The 24,475-nt window shown below is 60.8% G+C and carries 22 protein-coding genes; 6 read left to right on the top strand and 16 right to left on the bottom strand.

Annotation, left to right across the window (positions count from 1 at the left end):
- Positions 1-23: 23 nt before the first annotated feature.
- The 9 genes from KI231_RS00230 to KI231_RS00190 all read right to left on the bottom strand — a co-directional run bounded on the left by KI231_RS00230 (position 24) and on the right by KI231_RS00190 (position 10,765).
- Entirely contained in the window at positions 24-647 is a 624-nt protein-coding gene (locus tag KI231_RS00230; protein WP_213027115.1) for an ABC-type transport auxiliary lipoprotein family protein, read from the bottom strand.
- The gene (locus KI231_RS00225; RefSeq protein WP_213027114.1) at positions 644-1,582 is read right to left on the bottom strand and encodes an MlaD family protein; all 939 of its coding nucleotides are present in this window, start codon (positions 1,580-1,582) and stop codon (positions 644-646) included. Before KI231_RS00225 ends, KI231_RS00230 begins: the two co-directional genes overlap by 4 nt.
- 1 nt (position 1,583) lies before the next feature.
- Positions 1,584-2,387, bottom strand: a complete 804-nt coding sequence (locus KI231_RS00220) for an ABC transporter ATP-binding protein (RefSeq protein WP_103302907.1) — start codon at positions 2,385-2,387, stop codon at positions 1,584-1,586.
- Positions 2,384-3,532, bottom strand: a complete 1,149-nt coding sequence (locus KI231_RS00215) for an ABC transporter permease (protein ID WP_103302906.1) — start codon at positions 3,530-3,532, stop codon at positions 2,384-2,386. Before KI231_RS00215 ends, KI231_RS00220 begins: the two co-directional genes overlap by 4 nt.
- A 55-nt stretch (positions 3,533-3,587) precedes the next feature.
- Positions 3,588-4,616 (bottom strand): DUF5924 family protein, encoded by a 1,029-nt coding sequence (locus KI231_RS00210; protein WP_213027113.1) that lies wholly within the window; start codon positions 4,614-4,616, stop codon positions 3,588-3,590.
- Between the two features lie 194 nt (positions 4,617-4,810).
- Entirely contained in the window at positions 4,811-6,205 is a 1,395-nt protein-coding gene (locus tag KI231_RS00205; RefSeq protein ID WP_213027112.1) for a M16 family metallopeptidase, read from the bottom strand.
- Positions 6,206-6,382: 177 nt separating this feature from the next.
- Entirely contained in the window at positions 6,383-8,041 is a 1,659-nt protein-coding gene (locus tag KI231_RS00200) for a Na/Pi cotransporter family protein (RefSeq protein ID WP_103302903.1), read from the bottom strand.
- A 563-nt stretch (positions 8,042-8,604) separates the two neighbouring features.
- On the bottom strand, positions 8,605-9,372 hold the full coding sequence (locus tag KI231_RS00195; RefSeq protein ID WP_103302901.1) for a TerC family protein: 768 nt from the start codon (positions 9,370-9,372) through the stop codon (positions 8,605-8,607).
- Between the two features lie 85 nt (positions 9,373-9,457).
- On the bottom strand, positions 9,458-10,765 hold the full coding sequence (locus tag KI231_RS00190) for a CitMHS family transporter (RefSeq protein WP_103302900.1): 1,308 nt from the start codon (positions 10,763-10,765) through the stop codon (positions 9,458-9,460).
- A 320-nt stretch (positions 10,766-11,085) separates the two neighbouring features.
- Between KI231_RS00190 and KI231_RS00185 the strand changes: the two genes are divergently transcribed.
- Positions 11,086-11,496, top strand: coding sequence for a GFA family protein (locus tag KI231_RS00185; RefSeq protein ID WP_213027111.1), 411 nt, complete (start codon positions 11,086-11,088; stop codon positions 11,494-11,496).
- Between the two features lie 7 nt (positions 11,497-11,503).
- Here the strand turns inward: KI231_RS00185 and KI231_RS00180 are convergent, their stop codons facing one another.
- On the bottom strand, positions 11,504-11,830 hold the full coding sequence (locus KI231_RS00180) for a DOPA 4,5-dioxygenase family protein (protein WP_213027110.1): 327 nt from the start codon (positions 11,828-11,830) through the stop codon (positions 11,504-11,506).
- An 84-nt stretch (positions 11,831-11,914) separates the two neighbouring features.
- Between KI231_RS00180 and KI231_RS00175 the strand changes: the two genes are divergently transcribed.
- Entirely contained in the window at positions 11,915-12,577 is a 663-nt protein-coding gene (locus tag KI231_RS00175; protein ID WP_213027109.1) for an NAD(P)-dependent oxidoreductase, read from the top strand.
- 4 nt (positions 12,578-12,581) lie between these two features.
- Here the strand turns inward: KI231_RS00175 and KI231_RS00170 are convergent, their stop codons facing one another.
- Positions 12,582-13,532 carry a choline sulfate utilization transcriptional regulator gene (locus KI231_RS00170; protein ID WP_103302896.1) on the bottom strand — a complete coding sequence of 317 codons (951 nt, stop codon included), beginning with the start codon at positions 13,530-13,532 and terminating at the stop codon, positions 12,582-12,584.
- A 114-nt stretch (positions 13,533-13,646) separates the two neighbouring features.
- On the opposite strand from KI231_RS00170, the gene betC reads away from it, so the two are divergent.
- The 3 genes from betC (at position 13,647) to KI231_RS00155 (ending at position 17,838) form a co-directional block, all read left to right on the top strand.
- Positions 13,647-15,161, top strand: coding sequence for a choline-sulfatase (betC, locus tag KI231_RS00165; RefSeq protein WP_213027108.1), 1,515 nt, complete (start codon positions 13,647-13,649; stop codon positions 15,159-15,161).
- A 16-nt stretch (positions 15,162-15,177) separates the two neighbouring features.
- Positions 15,178-16,098 (top strand): choline ABC transporter substrate-binding protein, encoded by a 921-nt coding sequence (gene choX, locus KI231_RS00160; RefSeq protein WP_213027107.1) that lies wholly within the window; start codon positions 15,178-15,180, stop codon positions 16,096-16,098.
- 171 nt (positions 16,099-16,269) lie between these two features.
- Positions 16,270-17,838 carry a SulP family inorganic anion transporter gene (locus KI231_RS00155; RefSeq protein ID WP_213027106.1) on the top strand — a complete coding sequence of 523 codons (1,569 nt, stop codon included), beginning with the start codon at positions 16,270-16,272 and terminating at the stop codon, positions 17,836-17,838.
- Positions 17,839-17,929: 91 nt separating this feature from the next.
- Here the strand turns inward: KI231_RS00155 and aroE are convergent, their stop codons facing one another.
- Positions 17,930-18,751, bottom strand: a complete 822-nt coding sequence (gene aroE / locus KI231_RS00150) for a shikimate dehydrogenase (protein ID WP_213027105.1) — start codon at positions 18,749-18,751, stop codon at positions 17,930-17,932.
- Positions 18,752-18,760: 9 nt separating this feature from the next.
- Positions 18,761-19,675, bottom strand: coding sequence for an oxygen-dependent coproporphyrinogen oxidase (gene hemF, locus KI231_RS00145; protein WP_103302891.1), 915 nt, complete (start codon positions 19,673-19,675; stop codon positions 18,761-18,763).
- A 162-nt stretch (positions 19,676-19,837) separates the two neighbouring features.
- Between hemF and KI231_RS00140 the strand changes: the two genes are divergently transcribed.
- A complete protein-coding gene (locus tag KI231_RS00140) occupies positions 19,838-20,815 on the top strand; it encodes an NADPH:quinone reductase (RefSeq protein ID WP_213027104.1) in 978 nt (325 codons plus the stop codon).
- Between the two features lie 7 nt (positions 20,816-20,822).
- Here the strand turns inward: KI231_RS00140 and KI231_RS00135 are convergent, their stop codons facing one another.
- From KI231_RS00135 to KI231_RS00125, 3 genes are read right to left on the bottom strand one after another with little or no spacing between them, the layout of a single operon-like run.
- Positions 20,823-22,154: a phenylacetate--CoA ligase family protein gene (locus KI231_RS00135; RefSeq protein WP_249412085.1), complete on the bottom strand. Its 1,332-nt coding sequence runs from the start codon at positions 22,152-22,154 to the stop codon at positions 20,823-20,825.
- Complete coding sequence (locus KI231_RS00130; protein ID WP_213027103.1) at positions 22,111-23,379, bottom strand: aminotransferase class I/II-fold pyridoxal phosphate-dependent enzyme; 1,269 nt, start codon at positions 23,377-23,379, stop codon at positions 22,111-22,113. Before KI231_RS00130 ends, KI231_RS00135 begins: the two co-directional genes overlap by 44 nt.
- A complete protein-coding gene (locus tag KI231_RS00125; protein ID WP_213027102.1) occupies positions 23,376-24,470 on the bottom strand; it encodes a DUF3419 family protein in 1,095 nt (364 codons plus the stop codon). Before KI231_RS00125 ends, KI231_RS00130 begins: the two co-directional genes overlap by 4 nt.
- Positions 24,471-24,475: the final 5 nt, after the last annotated feature.

The following is a 24,475-nucleotide window of genomic DNA, read 5'->3' as shown; positions in this document are numbered from 1 at the left end:
CTCCCACAGGGATTGTGTTGGTCTTAAGGCTTTTGCGGGGCCAATTTTTGGCCTTGGCCCACGGCCCACGCCACGACTTTCGCGGTCAGGCGATCACTGGCCTGACCAAACCCGGCGACCACCGCTGGCACCTGCACATCACTCAGTGGCTGACGCTCCTCAAAGCGGCGACTGGCGAGAATTCGCTGGTCATAGCCACGCACGATCAACGCATCAAGGCGCACCACCACGCTGGCCTGATTCCCCTGATATTCCGTCTGAAACGCCTGCAAATTCCCGCCCAGTTCCAGATCCGCCGCAAAATTGCTGTCATCGGTACTCAGCAACGTCACCCGACCATCACGGGCAAAGCCGTCCAGCAAGCGATTGCGCAGCAGCACCGGCGCCGGATCGCTCCAGCGCGAAGCCTTGTAGCTGCTGATCACATCGCCTTGCGGGATGACGGCGATGTTCGGTCGGTTCAGCGCTTCGCTGGCCTGCAACTTGTTCAAACGCAGCGACCAGTGTTGCGTGGCCGCCGCATTGGTCGAGGCGGGCGCCTGAGTGATCGGCAGGCGATAAACATCCGATGGTTCCGACTTGGGCAGGATCGAGCACGCCGCGATCAGCGTAAAACCGGCGAGGAGGGCGAGGCGAGTCAGCTTCATGGCGTGAACTCCTTGTTCTTGTCACTGCCCAGCAGGTAACCGCTCGGGTTGGCCTCCAGGCGTTGAGAAATGGCGCGCAGCGAGGTCAGGGTTTCGCGCAATTCGCGAATCGCCGGAGCCAGGCCATTGAGGCCCTGCATGCCATTATCGAGAGAGTTCTGGTTTTTGCTCAGCAAGCCATTGATCGTGGCGCTGCTCTGTTCCAGCGATTTCATCGCCTGCTCGGCGCTGCCCAGCGCTTGTTTGCCCTGATCGTTGAGCAAGCCGTTGGCGTTGCGCATCAACGCCGAGGTCTGTTCGAGCATGCTGCCGGCCTGTTTGCCGACTGCCGCCAGTTGCTGCATGGCCTGACGCAGATCGCCGCGCTGATCATTGATCGAGCCGGTGGTCTGCTCCAGATGCGCCAGGGTTTTGCTAACGCGCTCGACGTTCTCGGCGGAAAACATCTGATTGGCGTTGCCCAGCAAAGAACTGATCCCGCTCATCAAGTCGTTGCTGTCGTTGAGCAGCCGCGAAATAGGCGAGGGCGAGGCGACGATGATCGGCAGCTTGCCGTCATGCCCACGTAGTTGCGGGCTGTCTGGCGTGCCGCCGCTGAGCTGGATGATCGAGGTGCCGGTGATCCCGGCCAGCGCCAGTTTGGCCTGGGTGTCCTCCTTGACCGGCGTGTCGCCGCCCAGCCGAATCCGCGCCAGCACCCGGCGCGGGTCCTTGGGGTCGAGGCGCAGGCTGACCACGTCGCCGACCTTGATCCCGCTGTACTGCACCGGGCTGCCCTTGGACAGGCCGCTGACCGCCTCGTTGAAGACGATTTCGTAATCCTTGAACTCAGTGTCGACGCTGGACTTGGCCAGCCACAGGCCGAAGAGCAGGGCGCCCGCCACGACAATAACCGAGAACAGGCCGATCAACACATGATGGGCTCGGGTTTCCATGTCAGACCTCGTTGAGCAATTTGGCGGCGTCCAGCGCCGAGCGGCCGCGCGGGCCGTGGAAGTATTCGTGAATCCACGCGTCGTTGGTTTCGGAAACAACGTCGATGGGGCCGGCAACCAGTACTTTCTTCTGCGCCAGCACCGCCACGCGGTCGGTGATGGTGTAGAGCGTGTCGAGGTCGTGGGTCACCAGAAACACGCTGAGGCCCAGCGCATCGCGCAGGGTCAGGATCAGTTGATCGAACTGCGCCGCGCCGATCGGATCGAGGCCGGCGGTGGGTTCATCGAGAAACAGGATGTCCGGATCCAGCGCCAGCGCCCGGGCCAGCGCCGCACGTTTGATCATGCCGCCGGACAGCGAGGCCGGGTACTTGTCCGCCGCCGACAGCGGCAGCCCGGCCAGCGCCAGTTTGACTGCCGCAAGATGTTCCGCGTCCTCGCGGCTGAGGCCGGCGTGTTCGATGAGGGGCAGGGCGACGTTCTCGGTAACGGTCAGCGAAGAGAACAGCGCGCCTTTCTGGAACAGCACGCCAAAACGCCGTTCGACCAGCGAACGCTCATGCTCGGACAGGCTCGGCAGGTTTTGCCCGAACACTTTGACCAGACCTTCGCTGGGCCGGCGCAGGCCGACGATGCTGCGCAGCAGCACCGACTTGCCGCTGCCGGAGCCGCCGACCACGGCGAGAATCTCGCCTTTGTACAAATCCAGATCGAGGTTCTCGTGGACGCTCTGGCTGCCGAAGCGATTGCACAGGCCACGGACTTCAATCACCGCCTCCGAGGGCGCGCGGGGTAGACGACTCACCAGCCCATCTCCATGAAGAACAGCGCGGCCACCGCATCAAGCACGATCACCACGAAAATCGACTGCACCACCGCCGAGGTGGTGTGAGCACCGACCGATTCGGCGCTGCCGCTGACCTTGAAGCCTTCCAGACAGCCAATCGTCGCGATAAGGAAGGCGAAGACCGGGGCTTTCACCAGACCCACCAGAAAATGCTGAATGCCGATGTCGGCTTGCAGCACCGAGAGGAACATCGCCGGGGAAATCCCCAGCGACACCGCGCAGACCACGCCGCCGCCAATGATCCCGCAGAGCATCGCCAGGAACGTCAGCATCGGCAGCGCCACCAGCATCGCCAGCACCCGTGGCACCACCAGCAACTCGACGGGGTCGAGGCCCAGCGTGCGAATCGCGTCGATCTCTTCGTTGGCCTTCATCGAGCCGATCTGCGCGGTAAAGGCACTGGCGGTGCGCCCGGCCATCAGGATCGCCGTCAGCAACACGCCGAACTCGCGCAAAAACGAAAATCCCACCAGGTCCACGGTGAAAATCGTCGCGCCGAAACTGGCCAGCACCGTCGCGCCGAGGAAGGCCACCACGGCGCCGACCAAAAAGGTCAGCAACGCCACAATCGGTGCGGCATCGAGGCCGGTCTGTTCAATGTGGGCAATCATCGGCGTGATCCGCCAGCGCTTGGGCCGGAACAGTCCACGGGCGATGGTTTCGAGGATCAGGCCGATGAAGCCCAGCACTTGCAGGGTGTCCTGCCAGACCGTGTCCACGGCGCGGCCGATGCGCGTCAGCAGTTGCACGCTGACGCTGACTTCCGGCTCTTTGATCGGCACGCAGAAGTCGGTCATCGACTGATACACGGTTTGCAGCAGGGCGCGGTCAGCCTGGGAAATCGTGCAATCGGGGTGTTCGGCGGATTTGCCGAGGCGCTCGGAACCGAGCAGCTCGACCAGCAAGGAGGCGCCAGCGGTGTCGAGGGCGCCGAGACCGTTGAGATCGATCGAGGTAGCGGTGTCGTACTGGCCGTGGAGCTTTTCGGTCAGTTGCTTGAGCTCGGCGTAATGGGCAAGCGTCCAGTCCCCGGAAACCCGCAGGCGGGCAGGGCTGATCGACGTGTCCAGTTGGGCACTGCCTGTCATCGAGCTGCTGGTCATAAGCTCCGTGCTTTATCGGCTAAATACGCTGGCATACGTAATAGCACGAACCCGATTACTTTTCTTTGGTCGCTGTGCTGTCCGTCACTTCGAAACGCAGCACGCCGATCACTTGGCCGTCCTCGGTGAGCACCCGGACTTGCCATTTGCCCGCCGGGTTGCCGGGGAAATTCTGCTTGTGCGTCCACGCCCGGTAGCCTTCCTTGCGCCCACCGTGGATGTCGAGGGCGATGCGGTCGACCTCTTTGCCGTTGAACTGCCAGACATGATAAATCCGCTCGTCCAGGCCGCGCGGCGCATTGATCGCGGTATAGGCGTAGAGCCCGCCGTTGCGGATCTGCTCGGCGCTGACCTCGTCGAGGCTGGCGCCGGGGGTACGATCCTGCAATTGCGTGCTGATTGCCACGTCGGTCATCCACAGCGTCGCCGGTGGCACCCACGAACGCAGCACCCAACCGACGCCGCCGATACCGACGGTGATGCACAGAATCGCCAGGGCGTTACGCACGGTGCGGATCGGGAAGATCGACGCCAGGCTCGGGAACGACAACAACACGGAAATACCCAGCGCCCATTTGAAGCTCTGCGCGGTGGTCAGGTGCATGATCACCGGCAGCGCGGTGAGCAGGGCGGCGAACAGGGTCAGCGTGTGCAACGCGAGGAACGCCCAGCGCCGTGGCGCCAGCCATTTGTAATAGAGCGGATCGACGATCGAGATCAATGCCGCGACGCTGAGCAGGCCGGTGAAAATCAACTGGCCGCTGTTCCACGTCGTGGTGATGAAGAAAAAGGGCAGAACGAAAAACAGGCTTTCCTGATGGATCATCTGCGTCGCGTAACGCAGCAGCGGCTGGGGGATTTCCCGTTTGAACACGCGGGTGAACAGGCCGGTGAGGGTGTTTTCCAGCATCAGCCAGATCCAGCTCAGCAGCATGATGATGGTGATCCAGCTCGCCAGACCCTGCTGGCGGTCGACCAGAATGAAACTACCGACCCCGGAGATGAAACCGCCAAGCGCAATGACCCCGGGGTAGCGCTTCATCAGTTCGAGAATGCGCTGGATCAGCAGGGTCAGTTTTGGCATTTTGGGGGCGCACGACACTGTAGGAAAAAACCCGGAAAGGTTACCGCCACATAACCCCTGTGGCGAGGGGATTTATCCCCGATCGGCGGCGCAGCCGTCGCAAACCCGGCGAATGCGTTTTGTCTGGAGGAATGGGTTTATCGGGGTAGGGGCCGCTGCGCAGCCCATCGGGGATAAATCCCCTCACCACAAAATTAATGGTTGCCCACGGATTTGTGGCGGCGGCGCAACCGCCAGCCGATCAGGATCAGCAGCACCACACCGAGCCCGCCCGCCACCAGCCACAACACCTGATCATCACTGATCAACGGCTTCTCGATCCGCAGATACCCCGGTTGCAGCAGTAACTCGCGCATGGCCTTGTTCGCCGTCTCCAGCGTCACGCCTTGCAGCTCCCGCGCCGGATTGGCGAAGCGGCCATCCTCGTAATCCCCCAGCGCGCTCCAGTAATAATCGGCCAGCGCGCTGTTGCCTTGCACCGCCCAGGCCTGATGAGCGATGGCGGCCTGTTTGATCCGGGCGAAGGTGTCGGCATCGAGGCCGTTTTTCAGCAGGTCGGCCTTGAGGTCTTCCAGCACCTGGATGGCTTCGTCGACGTCATCGCGATCCAGATCGGCATTCAGGCTCATGAAGCCGACGCCACCAAACACTTCACGCTCGGCCCAAGGCCCGTACGACAAACCGTGGTTCAGGCGGATTTGCCGGTACAGCGCCCAGTCGAGGTAGTCCTTGAGGATGTCGAAGGTCTCGTCGTACTGATCGTCCAGCACCGGTTCCGGCACCAGCCAGTGCAGCTTGGCGCTGTCGCCGATAAAACCGCGGGTGAGGGTGCGTTCATGGGCGGCACTGATGCGGATGTCCGGCAAAGGTCGGTGTTCGCTCGGGTCAACCGCTTCGAGGGCGCCCCAGGTGCGTTCCAGATAAGCCGGCAGCAGCTTGTCGAGTTCGCCGACGACGATCAGGGTCATGTTATTCGGCGCGTACCAGGCCTTGCGTACCTTCTCCAGTTGCGCCTGAGTCAGGTGGCCGACTTCAGCCCGCTGCGGGCATTTCAGGCCAAGTTCCACCGCCAGTTGATTGCTCGCGGTGTGGCCCAGGTCCTGACGGTCGAGAAAACGTTGCAACTTGGTGTAATGGCCGCCGTCCTCGCGCTCGACCACGCGTTTGGCGGCGTTGATGGCATTGTCGTCGATGCGGGTCTGGGTCAACAGATCAAGCAACAGGTCGAGCACCTTGCGCTGGTTTTTCGCCGGAGCTTCGATCACGAATGTGGTGTCCGCGTTGCTGGTGAAGGCATTCCACTCGCCGCCCAGCGCCTGCATGCGTTCTTCGAGGCCACCTTCGCCAGTGGCGTCGATGCCGCTGAACAGCAAGTGCTCAAGCAGGTGCGGCAGCTCTTTTTCATCACAATCGAAATCGTCGAGACCGACGCCGACCACCAGCCGGATCGCCACATGCCCGCGTTCCGTGCCGGGTTTGAGCAACAACTGCAAACCGTTGGGCAGCGCATAACCTTCGACCTGGAAACGATCCAGTGCGAAGGCCGGCAAGGAACCAAGCAACAGACAAGCGAACAACAGGCAACGCATAACAGGCTTCCATACGGCTGATTTGGAGATCCGTGGCGTCAGTCAGGGGCCCATCGCTGGCAAGCCAGCTCCCACAAGGATTTGCGGCGCTCACAAAACCCTGTGGCAGCTGGCTTGCCAGCGATGGGGCCATTGAGGCTGAACTCTGTGTTACTGACTGACCCTGGCCCCAGACGTTCAAGGCGAATGCGTGATGTCAGCAATATCATCCGCTGCCAGTGCGCCGGTATCCGTCGTTTCCAGCACCACATACGCGCTGCCGCAAAACAGCGAGTTAAGCCGCTTCATGTCCGCAATCAACTCCAGATGCAGCGAACTGGTCTCGATACTCTGCACGATCTTGCGTTGCAGACGACTGACATGCGCATGGGCCAAACGGCGTTCCTGGGCGCGAAAGCGACGTTTCTCCCGGAGCAATTGCCGGGCACTTTCGCGATCACCGCTGAGAAACACCGATAAGCCCAGACGCAGGTTGGCGATCAGTTGCTGCTGCAGCCCGGCCAGATCCTCCAGGCCTTCTTCGGAAAACGAGCGGCGCTGCGAAGTCTTCTGCTGCTGGATCTTGCGCAGCATGCGTTCGATGAGATCGGCGGCCAGTTTCAGGTTGATCGCCAGTTCGATGATCTCGGCCCAGCGTCGACTGTCGTGCTCGCCGAGGTCCTCGCGAGGCATCTGCGCCAGATAGAGCTTGATCGCGCTGTACAGCGCTTCGACGTCGTCGGTCAGCCGGCGCATTTCCTGGGTGACGGCGGTCTGCTTGCCGCGCAGCACATCAAGCGTCGCGTCGAGCATGTTGTCGAGCAGATCGCCCATGCGCAGGGTTTCCCGCGCGGCGTTGGCCAAGGCCAGGCTCGGCGTGACCAATGCGGTGGCGTCGAGGTGGCGCGGTTTGGCGGTGCCGTTGACCTCCGGTCGCTCCGGCAGCAGCCAGGCGCAGAGCCGCGCCATCGGCCCGACACTCGGCAGCAGAATCAGACAGCGCGCGGTGTTGTAGAGCAGATGGAAGCCGATGACCATTTCCTGCGGGCTGAAATCGAGGCTGTCGATCCAGTGCACCAACGGATCGAGCACCGGAATGATCAGCAGCAGGCCGATCAGTTTGTACAACAGGCTGCCCAACGCCACTTGCCGGCCGGCGGCGTTCTGCATGCTGGTGCTCATGAACGCCAGCACGCCGCTGCCGATGTTGGCACCGATGACCAGACCGATCGCCACTGGCAGGCTGATCACGGCGGCTCCGGCCAGTGTGGCGGTGAGCAACACGGCAGCGAGGCTGGAGTAGGAAATCATCGCGAACAGCGCGCCGACCAGGGCGTCGAGAAGGATGTCACCGGTGAGCGAGGCGAAAATCACTTTCACGCCCTGTGCATGGGTGATCGGCGCAGCGGCTTCGACGATCAGCTGCAACGCGAGAATGATCAACCCCAGACCGATGCTGACCCGGCCCATCTGCCCGAGCCGCGTCTGTTTGCGCGACAGAAAGAAAATCACCCCGAGGAAAATCAGCAGCGGCGACAGCCACGACAAGTCAAACGTCAACACCCGCGCCATCAGCGCCGTGCCGACGTCGGCACCAAGCATGGTTGCCAGCGCCGGTGTCAGCGCCATCAGGCCCTGGCCGACAAAAGAAGTAACGAGCATGGCGGTGGCGTTGCTGCTCTGCACCATCGCCGTGACGACGATGCCGGCGACAAAGGCCAGCCAGCGTTTGGACATGTTCTGGCCAATCACATGGCGCAGATTGGTGCCGTACACCCGCAGGATGCCGGTTCGGACGATGTGCGTGCCCCAGATCAGCAGGGCGACGGCGGAAAGCAGATTGAGCAGGGTGAGCATGCAGACCCCCTGTAATAGCAGCGCTCCAGAGGAGCAAGTTGACGGTACCGCACGGTTTCTACGTTCTGATACTTAAGCTGTAGTTGGCGAACGGACTGGGCGCCAGCATTGCACAGCCAAAGTGCCGATTGAAACAAAAGTGTCATGAAAACAGCTTCATGCATCCCCTTCCAAATCAACGCCGCCACTTGTGGGAGCTGGCTTGCCAGCGATGGCGTCCGTCCAGCAACCATTGACGTCGCTGACACTCCACTATCGCTGGCAAGCCAGCTCCCACAGGGATCGCGGTGTTTGAATGTTGCCCACAACAAATGTAGGAGTGAGCCTGCTCGCGATAGGGCCATCAGCCTCAACATTGCTGTTGACTGACAGACCGCTATCGCGAGCAGGCTCACTCCTACAGGTTTTGCGCACTGACGCAAATTTATCGGTGCAGAAAAAACCTGTGGGAGTCTGGCTTGCCAGCGATGGCGTCCGTTCAGCAGACATCGATGTCGCTGACACTGCGCTATCGCTGGCAAGCCAGCTCCCACAGGTTTTGTACTCGCTGCTGGAAATCCCGATTACTGCCCCGGGATGTCCTTGCGCAGTTTTACCGGATCCTGCTGCTTTTTCTTCTTGGCCATTGCGCCGCGCAGTTTGATGTTGATCGCTTCAACCGCCAGCGAGAACGCCATCGCGAAGTAGACGTAGCCTTTCGGTACATGCACGTCGAACGACTCGGCAATCAGCACCGTGCCGACCACCAGCAGGAACGACAGCGCCAACATTTTCAGCGACGGATGCTTGTCGATGAACTCGCTGATCTTGCCCGACGCCAGCATCATCACCAGCACGGCAACGATGATCGCTGCAATCATCACTGGCACATGGGAGACCATGCCAACCGCGGTGATCACCGAGTCCAGCGAGAAGACGATGTCGATGATTGCGATCTGGATGATGGTGTAGAGAAAGTTGCCGCCCTTGCCGCCAGGCGTGTCGTCGCTTTCGTCTTCGCCTTCCAGCGCGTGGTACATCTCTTGCGAGCTCTTCCACAGCAGGAACAGACCACCGAAGAACAGGATCAGGTCGCGGCCGGAAATGCCCTGGCCGAACACCTCGAAGAGGTCGGCGGTGAGACGCATGACCCAGGTGATCGACAGCAGCAACAGGATTCGCGTGATCATGGCCAGGCCAAGACCGAAGATCCGGGTGCGCTGCTGCATGTGCTTGGGCATGCGGCTGACCAGGATCGAAATCATGATGATGTTATCGATGCCGAGGACGATCTCCAGGGCAGTCAGGGTAAAGAAGGCAACCCAGATTTCGGGGTTGGTCAGCCAATCCATGTGTATTCCTTTGTACGAGTGTTAAACCGAAAAAGGTCCGGGCTTCAAACCGCGAAGCCAGGACCCGAAACGGTGAGTCTTGGGGTTATAGAGTGCTGAACACCGGGAAAGTCCCCAACAGCAGTGCAGCAATCAGGATGCAGATACAAACCAGAATCGCCCATTTCAGGGTGAAACGCTGGTGGTCACCGAAATCGATGCCGGCCAGGGCCACCAACAGATAGGTCGATGGCACCAATGGGCTCAGCAAGTGGACGGGCTGACCGACGATCGAGGCACGGGCCATTTCCACTGCGGTGATTCCGTAGTGGCTGGCAGCCTCGGCCAACACCGGCAACACGCCATAGTAAAAAGCGTCGTTGGACATGAAGAAGGTGAACGGCATGCTCACCAGCGCCGTGATCACGGCCAGGTACGGGCCGAGGAAATCCGGGATCACCGCCAACAGGCTTTTCGACATCGCATCAACCATGCCGGTGCCCGACAGGATACCGGTGAAGATACCGGCGGCAAAGATCAGCCCGACCACTGCCAGCACGCTACCGGCGTGGGCGGCGACGCGATCCTTCTGCATTTGCAGGCACGGGTAGTTGACGATCATCGCGATACTGAACGCGACCATGAACAGCACCGGCAGCGGCAGAAGGCCGGCGATCAGCGTGCACATCAGGCCGAAGGTCAACGCACCGTTGAACCAGATCAGTTTCGGACGACGTGCATCCGGGAATTGCGAGACGCTGATTTCGCTGTGATCGATCTCGTCGCCCGCCAGGTGCAATTCACCCAGACGCGCACGCTCACGCTTGCCGTAGAAGTAGGCAATCACCAGGATCGCCACCACACCGGCGGCCATGGCCGGGATCATCGGTACGAAAATGTCCGACGGATCGACATGCAGCGCACTCGCCGCACGGGCAGTCGGGCCGCCCCATGGGGTCATGTTCATCACGCCACCGGCCAGAATGATCAGGCCGGCCATGATTCGCGGGCTCATGCCGATACGGCTGTACAGCGGCAGCATGGCGGCCACGCAGATCATGTAAGTGGTCGCGCCGTCACCGTCGAGGGAAACCACCAGCGCCAGTACGGCGGTACCGACCGACACCTTCAGCGGATCGCCCTTGACCAGTTTGAGGATCTTGCGCACGGCCGGGTCGAACAGGCCGGAGTCGATCATCAAGGCAAAGTAGAGAATGGCGAACATCAACATCACGCCGGTCGGCGCGAGCTTGGTAATACCTTCGAGCATCATCGGGCCGATCTTCGGCGCGAAACCGCCGAACAGGGCGAAGATGATCGGAATGATGATCAGGGCGATCAGCGCGGACAGGCGCTTGGTCATGATCAGGAACATGAATGTGATGACCATGGCGAAGCCAAGGAAAGTCAGCATGGGAATACTCCAGGCGTAGCGCGGCTAGGGAATGAGCAGATCGGGCGGATCAGCGCAGAACGGGAAGCACGAGACATACGGGCGGAGTGGGAGCGAGGAGGCGGGCTACAGAGGACATCAGAATCACCATTGTTGTTGTTAATTGGGCCTGGCGTGCGAGCAATCACATGCGTTGGCCAACCGGTCTTTTGCCGGAAGTGAGGCGATCCTAATGGGGCAAGCTTTCAGCCAGCTTTCGCTGATGAAAGCTTTGAATGAACGGTCAACCGATCGTCGGATGCGAACTAGAGTCAATGAACACGGGGAGGAGGGCTTTGAGGATGAGCGAATTGCACAGCGGTGGCTGCCATTGCGGACACATTCGTTATCAGTTCAGCGGTGCGCTGCACGACATTGCGCACTGCCATTGTTCGATCTGCCGCAAGGTCAGCGGCGGCATCGTCACGACATGGATCACCGTACCGGCGGCGAATTTCCAATGGCTGGCCGGGACGCCGTCGCGCTATGACTCGTCGAGTAGCTGCGCGCGGTTCTTCTGCCCGAAATGTGGTGCGCAACTGGCGCTGGTGACGTTGCTCAGCCCTGAGAGCATCGACGTGACCACTGCCACGCTGGATCACCCGGAGCAGGCAGCGGCCGAGCGGCACATCTGGACCGGCAGCCAACTGCCTTGGCTGCATCTGGACGAACACCTGCCGGGCGAGCCGGAGGAAACGCTTTATCCGGACTAAAGAGTGCTCAAAAAATAGACAGATCCAGAGGCCGCATCGCGCCCATCCAGATCGCGTGCTCGGTGTGATCGAGCAAATCATCGCCGGTGTCCGGGTGCAGGAACACCACCAGGCCGTTGCGATTGAGCGCCAGCCACGGCAACACTTCGCCGAGCAGTTCCGGGCCGAAGGCCAGTTGGCAGCTCCAGTCCGGGTGCGGGCCGACCGGGCGCTCGTGAACGCGGCCCATTTTCAACGCAAACAATTGTGCTGCCTGCTCACACAAGGCCCGCGCCTGCTCAAGCGTGCCGGCATCGAAATAAACGTGGGCGTGATAGCCCTTGATCGCTTGCATCTGAAAGCCTCGCAAATCGGTTCGAACCCTCGACGTTGAGCGTGTGTCACACGCCATACAAGGGAAAACAAAAAGGGATCAGCCATGAAAAATGCCGAAACCCCGGTGGTAAAAGTGGTGCTCTATGGTGCCATGAGTAGCCTGGGCGCTGCGTTGATGGCTGAACTGCTGCGCCGTCAGCACGAAGTGATTGCAATACTCGACGACCTCACCGCCCTCGCACCGCGTCCGGGTTTACGTACCAAAAGCGGCGATCTGTTCGATTCCGAACGGGTCAATCAAAGCGTGGCCGGCAGTTCGGCAGTGATCTGTCTGCTTGATGCGCCGGGCCTGCCATTCAGTAGCGAGCATATAGAACGATCCGTGTTGCTGGGCCCCGTGGAGCAGGTATTGGCCGTTGATTCATTGGTCGATGGTTTGCAGACAGCCAACGTCTCGCGGTTGTTTCTGGTGGGTGATTTTGCCGTGCTCGACGAGCAGGATCTGGATGATCGTCTGCAACGCCACGCCGCCGAGGAAATTCGCGAAGCACTGCAAAGCAGCCCGCTGCACTGGACGCTGGTCAACGCACCACGCGGCGTTGCAGGTTTGACGATTGAACATTTCAGCCAAGTCGGCAGCAATCTCGAACCGGGTCTGGCAGAACCGCTGGAGCGTTTGAATCGGGTGGCCGTGGGGATTGCCGATGAGCTGCGGCTGAATCTGCATGTAGGCCAACATGTGAATTTCGTCGCGGCTAGCGAATAGGTCGCTACACGGCGATAGAAGGCAGTGCGAGTCCATTGAGTGATTCGGCACTGCTCGCCTGCTCCATCATCAACCAATCGACAAACTGCTGGATCAATGCGCCCCGGCGTTTGCGCTGTGGCAATACCACGTAATAGCCCAACCGCGACAACGTGGTTTCGGCAATCGGTCGACATAACAAACCCTGGGTCAATAAGTTATCCACAAGGTGCCGCCAACCAATCGCCACGCCCTGGCCGCCAATCGCCGCTTGAATCAACAGCGTGTAATTGTCGAAACGCAACTGCCCCGGGGCGGGCGGGGTAGTGATGCCGAGTTCGCGAAACAATCCGCTCCAGTCGAACCAGTTGCTGCTGTTCTCACCGCGCAGGTGCAGTAGCGGAAACTCCAGCAAGGCCTGAGCGGGCAGAGGTAGTGAGCGATTTTTGAGCAATTGCGGGCTGCACACCGGGAACACTTCCTCGCTGAACAGCCAATGGCTTTCGCCCTGTTTGAAGCGCCCGTCACCAAACAGGATCGCCACATCGATATCGGTGCGCAGCATATTGTGGTTGCGCTCACTGGTGACCAGGCTGACATCGACGTGAGGATTGGCTTCGTGGAAGCGGTGCAGGCGCGGCATCAGCCAGTAAGCCGCGAAAGCGAAATCGGTGGCGACTTGCAGTACCTCATGTTGCTGCTGTGCGCTGATTGCGCTCAAGCCTGCGTCGATATTCTGCAACCCGAGGGTAACTTGCTCGAACAGGATTATCCCGACTTCAGTCAGCTCGATACCTCTGTAGATGCGATCAAACAGTCGAGTGCCGAGCTGTTCCTCCAACCGTTTGATCTGCTGACTGATCGCCGGTTGCGTGGTGCCAAGCTCTACTGACGCAGCAGTAAAGCTGCGATGCCGAGCGGCGGCCTCGAAGGCGCGCAGCAGGTCGAGCGACAGATCACCAAGGGCTTCATACATAAGCTGTGCTTATCCTAGTCATTGTTCGGCGCGGGCTTTACCGGATACAGCATGGGCTCCATGCTCGATCGCAGCAATGTCGCATAAATATTCACTATGGAATGCCGCGATCACATGAAGCGCAAGAATATTCTTTTCATCATGGCCGATCAGATGGCCGCGCCAATGTTGCCGATCTACGGCCCTTCGCCGATCAAACTGCCCAATCTTTCCCGCCTCGCCGCCCAAGGCGTGGTGTTTGACGCCGCTTACTGCAACAGCCCGTTGTGCGCACCGTCGCGCTTCACCCTGGTCAGCGGCCAGTTGCCGAGCAAGATCGGCGCCTATGACAATGCCGCCGATTTCCCCGCCGACATTCCCACCTATGCCCATTACTTGCGCCGCCTCGGCTACCGCACCGCGCTGTCGGGCAAGATGCATTTCTGTGGCCCGGATCAACTGCACGGCTATGAGGAACGCCTGACCAGCGACATCTACCCGGCCGATTATGGCTGGGCAGTGAACTGGGATGAGCCCGATGTGCGGCCGAGCTGGTATCACAACATGTCTTCGGTACTGCAAGCCGGGCCGTGCGTACGCACCAACCAGCTCGACTTCGATGAAGAGGTGGTGTTCAAGGCTCAGCAATACCTGTTCGATCACATCCGCGAGGACGGAGATCAACCGTTCTGCCTGACGGTGTCGATGACGCACCCACACGACCCGTACACGATTCCCAAGGCGTTCTGGGATTTGTACGACGACGCCGATATCCCCTTGCCTGCGACGCCGGATCAACACGAACTCGATCCGCATTCCCAGCGTTTGCTCAAAGTCTACGACCTATGGGACAAGCCGCTGCCTGTGGATAAGATCCGCGACGCGCGCCGTGCGTACTTCGGTGCGTGCAGCTACATCGACGCCAACGTCGGCAAACTTCTGCAAACTCTCGAAGAAACCGGGTTGATTGACGACACCGTCATCGTTTTCTCCGGCGACCACGGAGACATGCTTGGCGAAAAAGGTCTCTGGTACAAAATGCACTGGTTTGAAATGGCGGCCCGCGTGCCCCTGTTGATAAGTGCTCCGGGGCAGTTCGGAGCGGGCCGCATCAGCGCCGCCGTATCCACCGCCGATCTATTACCCACGTTCGTCGAACTGGCCGGCGGCACGCTGGAACCGGGCTTGCCGCTGGATGGCCGTTCGCTGATGCCGCATCTGCAAGGGCAGGGCGGCCACGACGAAGTTTTCGGCGAATACATGGCCGAAGGCACGATCAGCCCGCTGATGATGATCCGTCGCGGCGCCTACAAATTTATCTACAGTGAAAGCGACCCTTGCCTACTCTTCGATGTGCACAACGATCCGCGTGAACTGGAAGAACTCAGCTATTCGCCGCAACATCGTTCGCTGTTCGACGATTTTCTCGCCGAAGCGCGAGCCAAGTGGGACATCCCGGCCATTCACCGCGCTGTGCTCGCCAGCCAGCGCCGACGCCGATTTGTCGCCGATGCGTTGACCATCGGCAAGCTGAAGAGCTGGGATCACCAGCCGCTGGTCGACGCCAGTCAGCAGTACATGCGCAACCACATCGACCTCGACGATCTGGAACGCAAGGCCCGTTATCCACAACCCTGCCAAAACCAATAATGTTAAGGGGAAGTCCATGCGCAAGTTATCCACAGCACTGACGATCAGCTTATTGGCGTTGGCCAGCGGATCGGTATTCGCCGAGCAAAGCTGCGAGACGGTGAAAATGGCCGACCCCGGCTGGAGCGACATCGCCGCGACCAACGCCATCACCGGGTTTCTGCTGGAAGGCATGGGTTACAAGGCCAAGGTCGACACCCTCGCGGTGCCGATTACCTTCGGCGGTTTGAAGGATGGCCAGGTCGATGTGTTCCTCGGTAACTGGATGCCGGCGCAGCAGGGCTTCTACGACAAGTTCGTCGCGACCGGGGATGTCACGCAACTCGCGAAAAACCTCGACGGCACCGAGTTCACCCTGGCGGTGCCGGACTACGTATGGGACGCGGGTGTGCATGACTTTGCCGACCTGAACAAATACGCCGACAAGTTCGAACGCAAGATCTACGGCATCGGTTCGGGCGCGCCGGCAAACATCTCGTTGCAGGAAATCATCAAGAAGAACGACTTCGACCTGGGTCAATGGAAGCTGATCGAGTCCAGCGAACAGGCGATGCTCGCCGAGGTGTCGCGGGCGGTGAAGAAACAGAAATTCGTGACCTTCCTCGGCTGGACGCCGCACCCGATGAACGTGCAGCTGAAAATGCATTACCTGAAGGGCGGCGAGAAATACTTCGGTGACACCGGTAGCGTGTTTACTCTCACGCGCAAGGGTTACGCCGAGGCCTGCCCGAACGTGGGTAAATTGCTGACCAATCTTTCGTTCACTCAGGAGATGGAGAACAGCATCATGGCCGAGGTGGTGAACAAGAAGGTCAGCAATGCAGATGCGGCGAAGGCGTGGATCAAGGCGAATCCGGCGGTGCTGGACAAATGGCTGGATGGGGTGAAAACCGCTGATGGCATGGATGCGTTGGCTGCGGTGAAAGCGAAGCTTTAATTTAGCGCGCACAGATCGTTCCCACGCTCCGCGTGGGAATGCCTCAACGGACGCTCCGCGTTCGGCTTTGAATGGGACGCGGAGCGTCCCGGGCTGCGTTCCCACGCAGAGCGTGGGAACGATCGGCGTAAGGGCTGATACCCTTGTTTAAAATTTCAACCGCGAGGACCCATGGCCTTCCCCAGTCGCCGCTCACTGCTTCCCTTCCTCACCTGGCTGCCCCGGCAAACCCGCGCCAGCGTCGGACGGGATCTGATCGTCGGCCTCAGCGGTGCGATTCTCGCGTTACCGCAGTCGATTGCCTACGCCTTGATCGCCGGTCTCCCACCCGAATACGGCCTCTACGCCGCCATCATTCCGGTGCTGATCGCCTGTCTGTGGGGTTCCTCGTGGCACCTGATCTGCGGCCCGACGGCGGCGATTTCGATTGTGCTGTATGCCAGCGTCAGTCCGTTGGCCGTGCCGGCCTCCCAGGACTACATCACCCTGATTCTGCTGCTGACCTTTCTCGCCGGGATTTTCCAGTGGTTGCTCGGCTTGCTGCGCTTCGGCGCACTGGTGGATTTCGTCTCGCATTCGGTGGTGCTCGGTTTCACCCTTGGCGCGGCAGTGGTGATTGCCATCGGGCAGTTGCCGAATCTGCTGGGGCTTGAGTTGCCAGCGAAAGCCACGGCGCTCGCCAGCCTGATGGATCTGCTGGGGCATTGGCGGGCGGTGGATAAACCTTCATTGCTGCTTGGCGTGGCAACTGTGTTCGTCGGTGTGGTGCTGAAACAAATGGTGCCACGCTGGCCGACCCTGCTGATCACGTTAGTGCTGGCCAGTCTGGTGGTGTGGCTGTGGCCGGCGATGTTCGGCCATGTGCATCTGGTCAGTGCTTTTGTGGGGCGGTTGCCGCCGTTCAGTGGATTGCCGCTGGATCTCGACATGATTCTGCGCCTGCTGCCGAGTGCGATCGCGGTGGGCATGCTCGGACTGGTCACCAGTCTGTCGATTGCCCGTTCGATTGCTGCGCGATCGCAGCAGTTGCTCGATGCCAATCAGGAGGTTCGCGCACAGGGTTTATCGAATATCGTCGGGGCGTTCTTTTCCGGATCGTTGTCCGCCGGATCATTTACCCGCTCGGGGTTGAGTTACGAGGCGGGTGCGTGCTCGCCGCTGGCCGGAGTATTTTCGGCAATCTGGGTCGCGCTGTTCGCAATTTTCGGTGCCGAACTGATTTCGCACATTCCGATTCCCGCCATGGCCGGGAGCATTCTGTTGATCGCCTGGGGGCTGGTGGATCATCGAGGCATCCGTGCACTGTTGCGTGTCAGCCGCGCCGAGTTCGTGGTGATGGCCCTGACGTGTCTGGCCACATTGCTGCTGGAATTGCAGACGGCGATTTACGCGGGGGTGCTGGCGTCGTTGTTCTTTTACCTCAAACGCACTTCGCAGCCACGGGTGCAGCATTGGCGCGATGGCGAGGACGATGTGTTGCGCGTCGGCGGCTCGATCTTTTTCGGCGCCAGCCATTACCTGCAAGTGCGCCTGCAACGCCTGCACGGCGCGCGGGTGGTGATCGAGGCGCAGCAGATCAACTTCATCGACTATTCAGGCGTTGAGATGCTGCACCAGGAGGCGCGGCGCTTGCTGAGCCAGGATCGCAGCCTGACCTTGCGCCGGGCGCGGCCGCAGGTGGTGGAGGAGTTGAGGAAGCTTGAAGGGCCAGAGAAATGTCCGATCAGGTTTGAGGATTGATCTGATATCCGTGTCGACCTCAATCGCTGGCAAGCCAGCTCCCACAGGGATTCAGGTGATCCTTGTAGGAGCTGGCTTGCCAGCGATGCTCTTAAAGGGCCAACTGGCGGCGTAACTCGGCGAGTACCGGCGCAGTGTCCGGACGCACACCGCGCCACAAAAAGAATGCCTCTGCGGCCTGCTCGGCCAGCATCCCCAAGCCATCCATCGACACCGCTGCGCCATGCTCGCTGGCCCAACGGCAGAACGCAGTCGGTTCCTTGCCGTACATCATGTCGTAGCACAGGGTCTTGCCCGGCTCGATCAGGCTCGGTGAAATCGGCGGCACCTCACCGGTGAGGCTGGCGGAGGTGGCGTTGATGATCACGTCCACCGGCTCCTGCAACCAGTCGAAGCCGCTGGCCGACACCGGGCCCAGATCGCAGAACAGTTCCGCCAGCAGCTCGGCTTTATCCACCGTGCGATTGGCGATGATCACCGACGCCGGTTTCTCCGCGAGCAACGGCTCCAGCGCCCCACGCACCGCGCCACCAGCACCGAGCAGCAAGATGCGTTTACCGGTCAGACTGAACCCGGCATTCACCGTCAGATCACGCACCAGTCCGGCGCCATCGGTGTTGTCGCCGAGCAGCGAGCCGTCAGCCAGTTTGCTCAAGGTGTTCACCGCGCCGGCGCGTTGCGCCCGCGCCGTCAGGCTGTTGGCCAGGCGGTAAGCGTCTTCCTTGAACGGCACGGTGACGTTGGCACCGCGACCTTCCTGGAAAAACGCCGTGGCGCAACCGACAAAGTCGTCGAGCGGCGCCAGCAAGGTGCTGTAGTCGAGGCTTTGTCCGGTCTGTTCAGCGAACAGTTTGTGAATCATCGGCGACTTGCTGTGACCGATCGGGTTACCGAAAACGACGTAACGATCCATCAGATGTCCTCAGGCCTGGGCCAGCCAGTCGCGGTCTTGCAGGAAATATTCGGTCAGACGCGCCTCTTCGCTACCAGGCTCGGCCTTCCAGTCGTAGCCCCAACGCACTTGCGGCGGCAGCGACATGAGGATCGACTCGGTGCGCCCGCCCGATTGCAGACCGAACAGCGTGCCACGGTCGTAAACCAGGTTGAACTCGACGTAACGGCCACGGCGGAATTCCTGGAACTCGCGCTGCTGGGCGGTGAACGCATCGTTCTTGCGGCGCTGCACAATCGGCAGATAAGCGTCGATGTAGGCATCACCGATGGCACGCATGAAAGCGAAACTGGTGTCGAAATCCCACTCGTTCAGGTCATCGAAAAACAGGCCGCCGATGCCGCGCGGTTCGTGGCGATGCTTGATGTGGAAGTAGGTGTCGCACCACGCCTTGTAGCGCGGATACACGTCCGGACCGAACGGCGCGCAGGCTTGCTCGGCGACGCGGTGCCAGTGAATGCAGTCTTCTTCATTGCCGTAATACGGGGTCAGGTCGAAGCCGCCGCCAAACCACCAGACCGGCTCTTCGCCCTCCTTCTCGGCGATGAAAAAGCGCACGTTGGCGTGGGACGTTGGCACGTGTGGGTTGTGCGGGTGAATCACCAGCGACACACCCAGGGCTTCGAAGCCACGGCCGGCCAATTCCGGACGATGGGCGCTGGCCGAGGGTGGCAGACCGCTGCCAAAGACGTGGGAAAAGTTGACGCCGCCCTTTTCGATCAGCGTGCCGTTCTCGATCACGCGGGTGCGACCACCACCGCCGGCAGGCCGGGTCCAGGCGTCTTCGACGAAACGCGTGCCGCCGTCCTCGTTTTCGAGTGCGGCGCAGATGCGGTCTTGCAGGTCGAGCAGATAGGCCTTTACGGCGTCGGTGCGGGTCGTCATGGCTTCACCTTGAACGGGGCATAACTACGCGGCGCCCCGCAGGCGGGGGTCGGCGCAAATGGGCGCGTAGCATACCACCGCAGGCAAGCGCGCCGCAGTTGACGAAGATCAAGCATGAGAGTTGGATAGGGACCTCGCAAAAGACCCAAGGAGAGCAGGCAGATGGCAAAGCGTATCCAGTTCCGCGTCCACGGCGGTCCCGAAGTGCTCGAATATGTTGACTACCAACCCGCGGCACCCGGCCCCAATCAAGTACGTGTGGCCAACAAGGCCATCGGCCTGAACTTCATCGACACCTATTTCCGCAGCGGCCTCTATGCACCGCCAGCCCTGCCGTCTGGCCTGGGCGCTGAAGGCGCCGGCATCGTTGATGCGGTCGGCAGCGACGTCACCCGTTTCAAGGTCGGTGATCGTGTGGCGTACGGCAGTGGCCCGCTGGGCGCCTACAGCGAATTGCACGTCCTGCCTGAAGCCAATCTGGTGAAGCTGCCGGACGAGATCAGTTTTGAAACCGCCGCCGGGGTGATGCTCAAGGGCCTGACCGTGCAATACCTGCTGCGCCAGACCTACGAACTCAAGGGTGGCGAAACCATCCTGTTCCACGCCGCTGCCGGGGGCGTCGGCTCGTTGGCCTGCCAATGGGCCAAGGCGTTGGGCGTGAAGCTGATCGGCACCGTGAGTTCGAAAGAAAAAGCCGACTTGGCCAAGGCCAACGGGGCCTGGGCAACCATCGACTACAGCCACGAAAATGTTGCCGAACGCGTACTGGAGTTGACCGACGGCAAGAAAGTCCCGGTGGTCTACGACGGCGTCGGCAAAGACACCTGGCTGACGTCGCTGGACAGCGTGTCGCCGCGCGGTCTGGTCGTGAGTTTCGGTAATGCCTCTGGCGCAGTGGACGGCGTGAATCTGGGCATCCTTTCGGCGAAGGGCTCGCTCTACGTGACTCGTCCGACCCTGGCGACCTACGCCAACAACGCCGAAAACCTGCAGCGCATGGCCGATGAGCTGTTCGAAATGATCATCAGCGGCAAGCTCAAGGTCGATATCAGCCAGCGTTATCCACTGGCTGACGCAGCGAAGGCGCAGACCGAGTTGTCGGCTCGGCGCACCACCGGCTCGACCGTCCTGCTGCCGTGACACCACGCTACCCCGTTGAGTCCGGGGTAATGCCCAGCTCGACAAAAAACGGCGTCTTGCCGGCAGAGGTTGTTTCGAAACCACTGCGGTCAAGACGCTGTATCCGCAATCCCAACACGCCAGGCAATCTGAGCAGAGCGCTGGCTTGCGCTTCGCTTTGCAACGCCTGTTCGAGGGCGACTTCTGCACGGGCAGGCAGTTTGTCCTGAGCAATCACCAGTCGCATGCGGGCACCATTGGCCTGCCGATTGATCTGTACCTGAACGTCGCTAGTGTCCAGGTCAGGCAGCGCCCGGGCGAGTACGCTCATGACCTGCCGCTGCGTGACGATCGCGCCGCCCAGTTTGATCGTGGTTTCGACCCTCCCCTCGAGTTGCAGCACGGGCAGTGTGCTGCCACAGGCACACTTCGCCACATTACGCAGCACCCGCCCACGATCACCAATCCGATACCGCAACAACGGCACGTGATCTGGCAGCAGGGATGTCAGCAAAAACTCGCCGCGCTCACCTTCGGCCACTGCTTGCAGGGTCAGTGGATCAACCACTTCGAGCAGCATGGTGTCGGCGTGCAGATGATAGAAGCCGTGCTCAAGATGAGCGCACTGAAAGCCGATGGGGCCGGTCTCCGTCGAGCTGTAGCCCAGCGACCGTACCTTTATGGTGGGCCAGTCCCGCGCCAATTGATCGCGCAGCCGCTGACTGCATGGCTCCCCGATGTAGTAGAACCATCGCAGACTGGCCAATTGCTCTGTATCAATATCGTCGTGGTTGAAAAGAGCTGCCGCAAAGGAAGGGGTGCACATCAACGCATCGGCCGTTTGCGACTGAATCAGCTCGGCAATCCGCTGAACGCCCATCAATGCTCCAGCGGGCAACAGGCGCGCACCGATGTGCTCGACGATGGCTGCGGCGTACTGAAAAGCGCCCTGCATCTCGCCGGCGGTCAGGCAGTTGATGACCACTCCGGGACGTTCATCCGCCACACCGAACATCCTCGCACCCAAAGGCACGATGCTCGCGTTGAATGCCCAGGAATGGGTGATGTGTTTACGGTTGCCGGTGCTGCCTCCCGACGTCAGGGTCAGCCCGCCACCCGGCGCACGGTGCGAAGCCTCGCCCAGCGCGGAAAACAACACACCACCGTGTTCATCTTCCACGGCTTGGATCGGCAGGCGATGCAGGTCTTCCCGGGTCTGCACCTGCAGGATCTGCGGACACAATTTACAGAACCACGGCAGTGACCGCGCATCGGCAAGTTTGCGCGCAAAGGCCTGATCGGGCGGGACTGTCGGATCAATGTTCATCGCCGCGCCCTCCCTGACGAATGCCCAACTCATCGAATCCGTCCGTGATGGCATTGGCCAGACATTCCAACTGGGTCTGACTGTGGATCGCACTGATGGCCAGACGCAGAATCGCCTCACCTTTGGCCACCACCGGAAACAGTGCGGTGGTGACCGCAATGCCCTGCCGCCGCAGGTGCAGCGCCAGATTGATCGCATCGCGCTCGGCGCCGACACGGACAAAACGAATAGGCGAGGCGACTTCATGGTTACCCAGCACCGGGCCTAGCAAAGCGTCGATCACGGCCACATTTCGCCACAGGGCCGCCTGTAATAGCCCGAGCTCAGGCGACAGGTGAATGTCCCCGGAGGCGACCGCCGCGCCAACGCCGCCCATCGACAGTGGCCCGCCGAAGGTATAGGTCGACGCATGGCGTCTGATCATCTCGGCATCGGCGGCGGTCAGCACGGTAATCGCCCCGCCCGTCGCACCAAACGCCTTGGACAGCGAAGACAGAAGGATCAAGCGGTGGCGCAGTCGCGCATCGGCCGCGGCGAGTGCATAACCACCCCCTGACGTGCCGTGGATCGAGGTGCCGTGAGCATCATCCGCATACAGATATCCCTCAAAGCGCTCCGCGAGTTGCAGCAGTCGATTGATCGGATACACACCCCGCATCGAGCCAATGCTGTCGGTCAGGATGATCGGGGTATTGCCCGCGGCTACCGCAGTGGAGCAGGCCTGCTCGACTTGCTCCACATCACTGCAATCGCAACGCTGGACGGGCCCGAACTGCCACAGAATCCCTTGCAGCACTTGCATCGAGGCATGCGCCGCCCGGTCGACGATCCAGCAAGGACCACGCCGTAACGGGTAGGACGGCAACTCGCCAGAACCCAGCAAAGGCAGACAGCCCAGATGCGCACTGCCCACCGAGTTGAAGGTGACCGTGTGCCCCTGAAATATCTGGTTCAACTGCTCGTCCAGCTCGAGCATTGGCGGCAGCAGCGCGCGGGTGCGTGCGGCGGCAAACTGCACACCAAAGGATTTCACGGCGCTCACCGCACTGTGAATCAGGCGTGGATCACACTCCAGTCCCAGGTAAGAGCATGAGAGGAACTCGGTCAGCCGTTCGCCGCTGCTCAACTCAATGTCCTTGCCCTCACGCCTGACCAGTTCCAAGCCGTTGAGCCCGGAATCGAACAACTGCTGCTGATCGGCGCGCGCCTGTCTGACACGGTTTTTTACCCAATTGACGGTCGGTTGCTGAGTATTCATCGGGATGCCTGCAAAGATGTCGTCCGGCGATAGACCTGCACACGCCAGAGCTGGGTTTTCTCTCGTGCGATCGCTGCCTGGTATTCGGCGGTGGTATCGCAGAAACCTGCACAATCGGGCCGGACAACATGCAAATGGGCACGGATGACCGTCAGCGCTTCCTCGGCCAATGACGGGCGCAAGCGCTGCAAGACGCTGGCACCGGTGGCCTTGGGCATGAAGGAAGGCACGTCCGAGAGCGAGACGAAATCGATATCCGTGTGGTTGGCGGCGCAATCGAGGATGTCGGCCTGCACCACCCGCAACTCGCACTGTTGAAGAGCTTCACGGGCCTTGTGGAAAATTTCCGGCTCGCACTCCAGCGGGAAACCTTGCGGGTCGCGCAGTTCACCGAAAAACAGCATTTGCAGGAAAAAGCTCTCACGCACGACTTGCGTGGTGAACAGGGCATGGAAAATCCCCAGGTACACCTCGCGAGAACTGATACCCAGGTTGTTGCGGGGAAACGAGCCCTTGTACAGCAGCGAGTTGAGCACCGCTGCGTTGCCCAACAACGCAATCACCGCCCGCCAGCGCTTCAGGGGGAAACGGGTTCGGTAATAGTTCGTTTGCTCGTCGAGGTCCCGGCACTGAAAAATCTCCCGCCCCGCCTTGCCAGTAAATAGCCGGTTGATCTTCGCCAACCGCTGTAGGGTTTGCTCGAACGCCCCCATGTAGATCGGCGCTTGCCATTGACGGGCCTGGAACAACTCCGCCAGCCAGCGCCGATCGGCTCGCGGTACGTTGAGTTGCTGCAGGATGGATTGGCGTCGTGACACCAGAGTCCCCGCCCGGTACCCCATGAAATCCATGAACGTTTCGTGATCGGTCTGTTCCAGCAGGGCAAATCGTAACCGCGTGTACGCCAGTTGCGGCGCGCTGATATCGGTACAGGTCATGCGCGCCGGACTGCGGGCCAACAGCGGCAACAGCCGTCCGCCACTCCCGGCGATGCCCATCACGTGCCTGGCACGTGCGGGCAGGATCGCGTATTCCAGCGCGGAGTCTTCATCCCCCAGTGCGTAGTTCAGTTGCTGGAAGTAGTCAGCCATGCCTG

It is taken from the genome of Pseudomonas sp. Seg1 (assembly GCF_018326005.1).
Taxonomy (GTDB): domain Bacteria; phylum Pseudomonadota; class Gammaproteobacteria; order Pseudomonadales; family Pseudomonadaceae; genus Aquipseudomonas.
The sequence above is the reverse complement of the archived record's forward strand: the minus strand, read 5'-3'. Positions and strand labels throughout refer to the sequence as shown.